The organism is Mesorhizobium sp. (assembly GCF_004962925.1).
In the GTDB taxonomy this organism is placed as follows: domain Bacteria; phylum Pseudomonadota; class Alphaproteobacteria; order Rhizobiales; family Rhizobiaceae; genus Mesorhizobium.
In genome coordinates, this window is sequence record NZ_SUEO01000318.1 from 1 (window position 1) to 252 (window position 252).

General features: G+C 63.5%; 1 protein-coding gene. It reads right to left on the reverse strand.

Features of this window, described 5'->3' with window-relative positions; translation table 11 throughout:
• The coding region (locus E5W87_RS33775) for an FAD-dependent oxidoreductase (RefSeq protein WP_292407802.1) at window positions 1-252 on the reverse strand (252 nt) is incomplete at both ends.

A 252-nucleotide genomic window follows, 5' to 3' on the forward strand; every position in this document is an offset into this window, starting at 1 on the left:
CGGCAAGCCATTTCGGCAGATGCCTGATCATGCCCTTGTGGGCCAGCGGCAGCACATCGGAAAAGGCCAAGGCGGCGGCATTGCCGGAACTCGTCTCCTCGCAGATCCCCGTCCGGTCAAAGATCGTGACGTTTCGCCCTGCCTCGGCAAGATAGGCGGCGACACAGATGCCGATGATGCCGCCGCCGACAATGGCGATGTCTTCCCCTTCTCCCCGTTCACGGGGAGAAGGTGCCCGAAGGGCGGATGAGG